The organism is Polaribacter sp. (assembly GCF_965660385.1).
In the GTDB taxonomy this organism is placed as follows: Bacteria; Bacteroidota; Bacteroidia; order Flavobacteriales; family Flavobacteriaceae; genus Polaribacter.
This window is the reverse complement of sequence record NZ_CBFHZT010000080.1, coordinates 1-8196: the sequence shown is the minus strand read 5'-3', so window position 1 is coordinate 8196 and position 8196 is coordinate 1. Positions and strand designations below refer to the sequence as shown.

Annotated in this window: 7 protein-coding genes and 2 pseudogenes; 7 read left to right on the top strand and 2 right to left on the bottom strand. The window is 31.3% G+C overall.

Going from position 1 to position 8196, the window contains the following annotated elements; all coding sequences use genetic code 11:
- From ACTG3V_RS14450 to murI, 3 genes and pseudogenes are all read left to right on the top strand, one after another.
- Positions 1–357: pseudogene (locus ACTG3V_RS14450) on the top strand (OmpH family outer membrane protein); the annotation flags it as partial.
- Positions 358–394: 37 nt separating this feature from the next.
- Entirely contained in the window at positions 395–901 is a 507-nt protein-coding gene (locus tag ACTG3V_RS14445) for an OmpH family outer membrane protein (RefSeq protein ID WP_439132880.1), read from the top strand.
- 64 nt (positions 902–965) lie between these two features.
- Positions 966–1757, top strand: a complete 792-nt coding sequence (gene murI, locus ACTG3V_RS14440) for a glutamate racemase (protein ID WP_439132879.1) — start codon at positions 966–968, stop codon at positions 1755–1757.
- Here the strand turns inward: murI and ACTG3V_RS14435 are convergent.
- Positions 1754–2731 (bottom strand): PorP/SprF family type IX secretion system membrane protein, encoded by a 978-nt coding sequence (locus ACTG3V_RS14435; RefSeq protein ID WP_439132878.1) that lies wholly within the window; start codon positions 2729–2731, stop codon positions 1754–1756. The two genes, murI and ACTG3V_RS14435, sit on opposite strands and share 4 nt — an antisense overlap.
- Positions 2732–3214: 483 nt before the next feature.
- Positions 3215–5845 (bottom strand): DUF5916 domain-containing protein, encoded by a 2631-nt coding sequence (locus tag ACTG3V_RS14430; protein ID WP_439132877.1) that lies wholly within the window; start codon positions 5843–5845, stop codon positions 3215–3217.
- A 390-nt stretch (positions 5846–6235) separates the two neighbouring features.
- Between ACTG3V_RS14430 and rplM the strand changes: the two genes are divergently transcribed.
- The 4 genes and pseudogenes from rplM to ACTG3V_RS14410 form a co-directional block, all read left to right on the top strand.
- Positions 6236–6691, top strand: a complete 456-nt coding sequence (gene rplM, locus ACTG3V_RS14425; RefSeq protein ID WP_439132876.1) for a 50S ribosomal protein L13 — start codon at positions 6236–6238, stop codon at positions 6689–6691.
- A complete protein-coding gene (gene rpsI, locus ACTG3V_RS14420) occupies positions 6691–7077 on the top strand; it encodes a 30S ribosomal protein S9 (protein ID WP_439132875.1) in 387 nt (128 codons plus the stop codon). Before rplM ends, rpsI begins: the two co-directional genes overlap by 1 nt.
- Before the next feature lie 144 nt (positions 7078–7221).
- Positions 7222–8013 (top strand): 30S ribosomal protein S2, encoded by a 792-nt coding sequence (gene rpsB, locus ACTG3V_RS14415; RefSeq protein WP_439132874.1) that lies wholly within the window; start codon positions 7222–7224, stop codon positions 8011–8013.
- Positions 8014–8062: 49 nt separating this feature from the next.
- Positions 8063–8196, top strand: a pseudogene (locus ACTG3V_RS14410) (translation elongation factor Ts); the annotation flags it as partial.

Below are 8196 nucleotides of genomic sequence, written 5' to 3'. Positions count from 1 at the left end.
CTCTATTCAAATAAAAAATACGATATTAGCGACCTTGTTTTATCAACCATAGACAGAACAAGATTATCAACCGAAAAAAAGGAAGCAAGAAAAGAACGAGCAGCAAAATCGGCACCAAGTAAAGAACTTAGCAGCGCACAAAAAGAAATTCTTGCTAAGAAAGAAGAAGCTAAAAAGGATAAAGAAGAAGCTCTCGCTAAAAAAATTGCAGATAAACAAGCTAAAAAGAAAGCTATTGCAGAAAAAAGAAAAGCATTATTAAAACAAAGAGCTGAACAACGTAAATTATTAAGAGAAAAAAAAGAAGCAGCTAGAAAAAAGAAAGAGCAAGAGAAAAAAGAAAAAGAAGACAGTTAACAAAAAAGACAAGAATAATAATTAAATTAAAACAAAAATGAAGAATTTTAAAACGTTACTATTAATTGCTGTATTTACTTTAGGACTTGGTGGTGTTGCAAATGCACAAAAGATGGGTCATATTGACTTTGAAAAATTAGTAGCTGAGATGCCACAAACTACACAATTAAAAGCAGACATGGAAAAGTTAGGAAAAACTTACCAGGATGAAGTGGAGAGTATGGGGAAAAAGTTAGATGCAAAAATGAAAAAATATACCCAAGAACAAAATACTCAAACCAAAGAAATCAACGAAATTAGAGCAAAAGAAGTTCAGCAAGAAAATGCTAGATACGAGCAATTAAGACAAACTGCTTATCAAGATATGCAGAAAAAACAAGCTGAAGGCCTACAACCGATTATAGAAAAAGCGCAGAAAGCTATAGAAGAAGTGGCTGCTGCAAAAGGTATACAATATGTTTTTGATGCCTCTGTTGGTAAAGGTTTATTGGTTAAAAAAGGTGAAGATTTATATGCTGCTGTAAAAACCAAATTAGGATTTTAAATAACCACTTTAATAATATTGAAAAACCTACTTTTACAGTAGGTTTTTTTATTTTTACAATTATATGAAATCAAATAATTTTCCAATCGGTATTTTTGATTCTGGTGTTGGTGGCACATCTATCTGGAAAGAGATTTCAACGCTTTTGCCTAATGAACATACAATTTATCTCTCTGATAGTAAAAATGCACCTTATGGCATAAAAAGCAAACAAGAAATTATTGATTTATCTATAAAAAACACCAACTTTTTAATTAACCAAAACTGCAAATTAATTGTTGTTGCCTGTAATACAGCAACTACAAATGCAATTCAACTTTTAAGAACAAAATACCAAATACCATTTATAGGTATTGAACCTGCCATTAAACCTGCAGCTTTAAAAACTAAAACCAATACTATTGGTATTTTAGCCACCAAAGGTACTTTAACAAGTGAGTTATTTGCAAAAACATCTAACACATTACACAAAGGAATCATTATTAAAGAAACAATTGGAGAAGGTTTAGTAGAACTTATAGAAGCTGGTAAAATTGCATCAGAAGAAATGCACAACTTACTTAGTTCTTATCTTGAACCTATGACAAATGAAGGTATAGATTGTTTGGTTTTAGGGTGCACACATTACCCATATTTAATACCTAAAATTAAAGAAATTATTGGTGATAAAATTGAAATTATTGATTCTGGCTTGGCTGTTGCTAAACAAACAAAACATATTCTAACTACACATCAGCTTTTAAATCATAAGGATAATTCAGGTAATCACCAATTCTATATCAACAAAAACAAAAATGTATTAACTTCTCTTGTAGCTTCAAATTTAAATGTAAAGATTAGCGAACGTAATTTTTAAAAGCTACCAAATGCACTATTAATATTTGGGCAAGCTGCAGCTCTTGCTTTTGTAGTCCATAAATTTACACCAACTGAAACCTGATGAAACCCAGAAGTTGTTAAAACAGTATCATTTATTTGATTGGTATACGTATAAGAAAAAAGTAAGTTCTTGTAATTTACGCCAATTATAGGAGATATAAATGATGCATTCTGAATTGCATTTGTATCAAAAGTTCTTCTGTAAGACAGTGCTGCCCAAAACTGAGTTTTAGAAATCGTTTTATATGCTTTTATGTTAAAATCTGCAATTCGTGCACCTGTACCTTGCCTAAGTTGAAACATGAATGAAGGCTCTAGTTGAAAAAATAAATCTTCACCAAAATAATACCCTGTGTATACTATATAGTTCCTTAAATTTAATGTTTGCTGTACATTTAAATTATTTTCATTTGTTGGCAATAAATTCTTGGCTGTAAAATAAGATGAAAAACCTCCATAATGGTAAGCCATACTAAAGTCTGCATTATAATATGTGGTACTCACAATACTTTGAGCGGTATCTGTACCAAAAGTTCGTTGATCGGATTGATTTTGAAGAAACGTAAATGCTAATCCAAAAGAAAGTTGATTAAAAAGTCTTCCATCACTCATTGGTAAATGATAGGTATATGTACCTTGTAAACCTTTTTGAGAATGAAATCCGTTTTTATCGTTATATAAAACAAAACCATAACCAGCGTTAGAATATTCGTTAAATCTTGTATGAAAACTTAACGTTTGTAATGCTGGCGCATTTGGAATACCTGCCCATTGTTGCCTAGCCGTAAAACGTATTTTACTTGAATTACCAATTCCAGCAGCAGATGGGTGCACCAAGTACACATTATCTGAAAGATAATCTTGATATATAGGCAAAGTTTCTTGAGACTGACTTTTTAAGGAAAAAAGTAACAAAAAAATCAAGGTGAAATTTAAAAATGATAACTTCATTAAGGCTTTATTAAGTAAAGGTTTTCAAAGATATTCATTTTATAAGAATTATTACTTTTTGTACTGAAGTTTTAACACAAATAAAAAACGTGATAAAGTTTATTATTATATTTGAAATTAAAGTGATATGGAAAATACAATTATGAAAGCGAATACAGAACACCAGAATACGGATTTGATTAACCTTTTTGCACAAAAAAGGCATCAACCTTAATCATCTAATTATATCAAACGATTCAGATAAAATAGTGTATTCTCTTTATTTGAGCTTAAAAATTCTAAAAAATTAAAAAAACTTCTTTACCAAAATTTGATGGTTTAAACTTATTTTTAAAAATAAATTACTACCGTAAAATCCTTTTTGCTAATTTTTTTCTTTACGTTATTTTCTAAAATTTTTTTTGTTCCTAAGAAATTTCATCACTTAATAAAATTCAAAACACATGTAATCAGAAACTATCTAAGAAGCTACTTTTAAGAAATTCATCGTCTGAAACGATAGGTAAATTTCACTAAAAAAGTATCATTTGCTGGTACATTAAACACTTGTTCTGAAACAGCATCAACCAAATCTTCAGAAATAGCTGCACTACCTACAGAGCCTCTAGACCATACTAAAAACAATTCAGAACCTGGAATATATTCCCATCTTGCTACCAAATTAGTTTGTAATTGTACAAATGAGAAATCTGGATTATTAAACGAGTAATCAGTTATTCCATCTCTATTTTCATCTATCAAATAAGTATCACTTTTAAGTGTAATTTGATTGGAATCAAATACTGAAATTCTATCATTTATACTTTTACCAAGTGGATTTATTACTCGATTTAATTCTGAAAATGTTCCTTTAGAAATAAAAGGTTGCCCATAAAACTGTAGGGAAATATCTGGTGTAAAACTATAATTTAAGCGCAAGGTTGTAGTTAAGGTCTGGTTTTGAATGTTACCCAATATATATCTATCATTATTATTAAAATTGGCCTCAGAAACATATTGTGTTTTATCATTTAAATTAGCATACTCTAAATTTAGAGACATACTTAATGCATCTGTAGGTTGATAGTTTGTTCGGACTACAAAACGATCTCTAGCAACTACATTTTCTTGAGAATGTCTGTTAGAGTATCCTAAGGTAAAGCTGAACAATTTGCTTCTATCTGAACCAAAGAAAAAATAAGCAGAAGAGGTATTAGGCCTTCTAAATCTTGGACCTCCTCTTAAATAAAAATTATCGAAAAAGTTAGTATCAATTCCATAACCACCTTCTGTCCACCAATTGTTAATCCAGCTAATTTCTGCATTTAACTCAAAACCTATTCTATTTAAATTTCCTCCAAAATCATAAAAAGAAAATTGTTCAAATCGTGCTCTGATATTTCTGTATGTTTCAGTAGGAATTTGCCATAAATAATTTAGGCTACCAAACTGAATAATTTCATCGGTTTGTCTTAAAAAACCTACATCATTCAATTCTAATTCTGGAGAACGCCAAATTACGCCTCCATTATACCTCCAATTTCCTCCACCATTTTTACCTATTTCTAATCTGCCTCCTGTACCCGACAATGAGGTTTTAGTTGGGTCTACAGTTACATGTGTTGCATCTGTTCTTTGAAAATTATGCCTTAACGTTTGTTGCGTTGCTGCTATAGCTTCTTTACTGCCTAAAACGTGGCTAAAAATCATGTTACCTTCTAAGAAATATGCTCTGTTTTTCCAGTTATGCTGAAAGTCTATTCCTCCAGAATAAGCAGCTTTGTGCAATTCATTAAAATTACCATTTAAATGCCTATTTGTGGCTGTAAAAATTCCGCCAATAAAAGAGTTTCTTTCGTTAAAATCTTTTTGCACTCTGGCTACAAAATAGTTGGTTAGTGGCTCAACAATTTCTTCTCGAGTTTCTCCATCAGCTTGTCGTATTTCTGCAAATTCATTACCTGTAACACTTTCTAAAACACCAATGGACCAGCCATCTCTTGTTTTACCAGAAAATTTTGCGGCGCCTAAAATTCTAGAATTTTGTGGCTCGTTAGCAAACTCACCATCTGAAAGGTTGGCAGACCTATGTGGATTTCTACCAATTCGTCTGCTATAAAATAAATTATCGCTACCATTTGCAAATTCATAATCGAATATATTACTATTCTCTACAAAAAACGGACGCTGTTCTCGAAAAAAGATTTGAAAACCATCTAACGCAATTGCCCCAGGATCTGCTTCTACTTGTCCAAAATCAGGATTAACAGTTAAGTCGAGTGTAAGATCATTTGTAACACCTATTTTTGCATCTAACCCCGCATTTAATTTAAAATCTTTTCCTGTTCTAAAAGGATTCCCAGCTTCTGCAGGGTAGTTATCATATTGTAGAACTGTGAATGGTTGAACTTCTAATTGCTTTTGAGAAACTAAGTTTTTTAACCCATGTAATTCACCTGCTTCACTAATAAAACCAGCTTGATCATTAGGAATTCTTTGCCAAAGCGAACGTTCTTGTAATCTAAAAATAGTTCTATTGATGTTAAAGCCCCAAACCTGTTCTTCAGCTTTTCCGAATCGTAACTGACTAAAAGGAATTTTCATTTCAGCAGTCCAGCCCTTATCATCAACCTTTGCATTGGTATACCAAATAGGATTCCAACTATCATCCCAATTATTACCATTTTGTGACACAAACTCTTCACCTTTAACACCAGCAGCAGTTGTGGTAAAAACAAAAGCCGTTCTTTTATCGTGATAACTGTCTATAATTACATTTACTCTATCTCCTTGAAAACCATCTCGCCTGCTTAATCTTCTTTGAATTAATGCTGGCTCACTATCTAAAGCTCTAATTGCAATATATAAGTACTTCTTATCATACATCACCTTAAATAAAGTTTGATACGTAGGAGGTGTACCTTCATCAGGGTCTTTTTCTGTAAAATCTGATGACCACTCTACAATGTTCCAAGCAGCATCAGAAACATCACCATCAATAATTGGTACTTTTTTTAAAGGTTTTGTAGTATATATTCTTTTGGGAATTGTAGTTTGCGTGTTTTCTTGTGCTGTTGTTTTTAAGGATAAAAAAACGAAAAAAGCTAAAAATTTTAAGATGATTTTTTGTTGCATTCAGTTGGTTAGTCTTTTAAAATAATCTCAGAAATATATTTACATCAATATAAACACAAAAGTAACTTTCTATTTTCTTAACTTTTTGTTAATAATTTGGGATATTTTCTATTAATTTCAAAATATCAACCGCTAAAACAGATTGCAATTTACTAATACCATATAATTATCAACACTTATCTATTTTTTATAATTCTAATGTTTTAAAGCACTTTACTTCCATTTTTTTTATTTTTATGATCAACACTTTAAACTATATTTAACTTACTTGATATGCTTAGAAATTATTCTAACTCACTATTTGTCAAACCAATAAAAAGATGTACATTTGCACTCCTTTTTTAAGGAAAACACATATTTATTCATTGAACAAAAACTAATAGTGTAATTATGAACACATTAAGTTACAAAACAGTATCAGCAAACGCATCTACCGTAAATAAGGAGTGGGTTTTAGTTGATGCGGACGGGCAAACGTTGGGTCGTCTAGCTTCTAAAGTAGCTAAGCTAATTAGAGGTAAATACAAACCAAACTATACTCCTCACGTAGATTGTGGAGATAACGTGGTTATTATCAACGCAGACAAAATAGTACTAACTGGTAACAAGTGGAGAGACAAATCATACATTCGTCACACAGGATATCCAGGAGGTCAAAGATCGTTAACTGCAACAGAAATGTTTGAGAAAGATCCTACGAGATTAATCGAAAAAGCAGTAAAAGGAATGTTACCAAAAAACACTTTAGGTAGCGCTTTATACAGAAACTTGTATGTATATGCAGGCGGAGAGCACAAACAACAAGGTCAAGAACCTAAAGCTATTAACCTTAACGATTATAAATAATGGATACAGTTCACAAAATCGGTAGAAGAAAAACTGCAGTTGCTCGTATTTATCTTTCAGAAGGTACAGGTACAATTACAGTAAACAAAAAAGATTTTAAAAATTACTTTACAACAGGAACTTTACAATATAAAGTACAACAACCATTAATGCTTACAGAAAACTTAACGTCTTATGACATTAAAGTAAATGTTTATGGTGGTGGTGTTACTGGCCAGGCAGAAGCGATTCGTTTAGCTATTACTAGAGCTTTAGTTTCTATAAACGAAGAACATAGAGCAATTTTAAAACCAGAAGGCTTATTAACTCGTGATCCAAGAATGGTTGAACGTAAGAAATTCGGTCAGAAGAAAGCACGTAAGAAATTTCAGTTCTCTAAACGTTAATTTTATACTGAACTTGTTTCAGCAATTATTTACAAAAGAGACTGTTATTATTTATTAATTAACAGTTTAGTATCTAAATGGTTAAGACTCGAAAAGACTACTTAATCATTGATTTAAAAAACAGAAAGTAAACACATTTTAAAAATGGCAAACATTAATATTCAAGAATTATTAGACAATGGAGTACATTTTGGTCACTTAACAAGAAAGTGGAACCCAAACATGGCTCCTTATATTTATACAGAAAGAAATGGTGTACACATCATTGATTTGTATAAAACTGCAGCTAAAATAGAAGAAACTTCAGAAGCTTTGAAAAAAATTGCAAACTCTGGACGTAAAATTTTATTTGTTGCTACAAAAAAACAAGCAAAAGACATCGTTGCTGAAAAAGCAAAAGCTGTAAACATGCCTTACATTACAGAAAGATGGCCTGGAGGTATGTTAACCAACTTTGTTACTATTAGAAAAGCTGTTAAAAAGATGGCTCAAATTGATAGAATGAAGACGGATGGTTCTTTTGATGCATTATCAAAAAGAGAAAAATTACAAATTAATCGTCAAAGAGAAAAATTAGAAAAGAACTTAGGTTCTATCTCTGATATGACTCGTTTACCTGGTGCGTTATTTGTAATCGATATTAAAAAAGAACACATTGCTGTTGCTGAAGCTCAGAAATTAAACATTCCAATTTTTGCAATGGTAGATACAAACTCTGACCCAAGACAGGTTGATTTTGTAATCCCAGCAAATGACGATGCTTCTAAATCTATAGATAAAGTTTTAGGTTTTGTTACTGACGCTATTGCAGAAGGTTTATCAGACAGAAAAGCAGATAAAGAAAAAGTAAAAGAAGCAAAAGCTGCTCCTAAAAAAGAGGAGGCTAAAGTTGAGGCTGAAGTTACTGATGCACCTGCAACAGAAGAAAAAAAATAATTTTAATACATAATTAGAAACAAAACGTTTCTTTAAAACTATTAAGAACATGGCAAAAATTAGTGCTGCTGACGTAAAAAAATTAAGAGATGCAACTGGAGCTGGAATGATGGACTGTAAAAAGGCATTAGTAGAAGCAGAAGGTGATTTCGATAAAGCAATTGCAATTTTACGTAAAAAAGG